At 66.1% G+C, this 779-nt stretch carries 1 protein-coding gene; it reads right to left on the bottom strand.

What is annotated here, in order from left to right; translation table 11 throughout:
- A partial coding sequence (puuE, locus tag J8I82_RS37845) for an allantoinase PuuE (RefSeq protein ID WP_209765752.1) occupies positions 1-779 on the bottom strand: 779 nt, incomplete at both ends.

Genomic DNA, 779 nt, shown 5'->3' with positions numbered 1-779 from the left:
GCGATGTCGACACGGCGGCAGATCCACACCTTGTCATGGCCCTGCACGTAGTCGAGGAAGCGCTGCAGCGCGCGGAAGCGGCCGGGGCGGCCGAGCAGCCGGCAATGCATGCCGATCGACAGCATCTTGGGACTGTCCTGCCCGCCAGGGTCCCCTTCTTCATACAGTACGTCGAACGCATCCTTCAGGTACTGGAAGAACTGCTCGCCGGTGTTGAAGCCCTGCGGCGTGGCAAAGCGCATGTCGTTCGAGTCCAGCGTGTACGGCACCACCAGGTGCGGCTTCTTCTCGCCGCCGGTGACTTCCACTTCGGTCCAGAAGGGCAGGTCGTCGCCGTAGTAGTCGGAGTCGTACAGCAAGCCGCCGTGCTCGACCACCAGCCGGCGCGTGTTGGGGCTGTCGCGCCCGGTGTACCAGCCCAGCGGCAGCTCGCCGGTCAGGTCTTTGATGATCTGCATGCCGATGCGCATGTGCTCGCGCTCGGTGGCCTCGTCGATGTTCTGGTAATGGATCCAGCGCCAGCCGTGGCAGGCGATCTCGTGGCCCAGCTCGACGAAGGCGCGCGTCAGTTCCGGGTGGCGCTGCAGCGCCATCGACACGCCGAAGATGGTCAGCGGCAGGCCGCGCTTTTCGAACTCGCGCAGGATGCGCCAGACGCCGGCGCGCGAGCCGTATTCATAGATGCCCTCCATGCTCATGTGGCGGTCGGGGTAGGCCGCGGCGCCGACGATCTCGGAGAGGAACTGCTCGGAAGCGGCGTCGCCGTGCAGCACGCAGTT

It is taken from the genome of Cupriavidus consociatus (assembly GCF_017814975.1).
GTDB lineage: Bacteria > Pseudomonadota > Gammaproteobacteria > Burkholderiales > Burkholderiaceae > Cupriavidus > Cupriavidus consociatus.
Note: the sequence above shows the minus strand (reverse complement) of the source record. Positions and strands in the feature narration are given on the sequence as shown.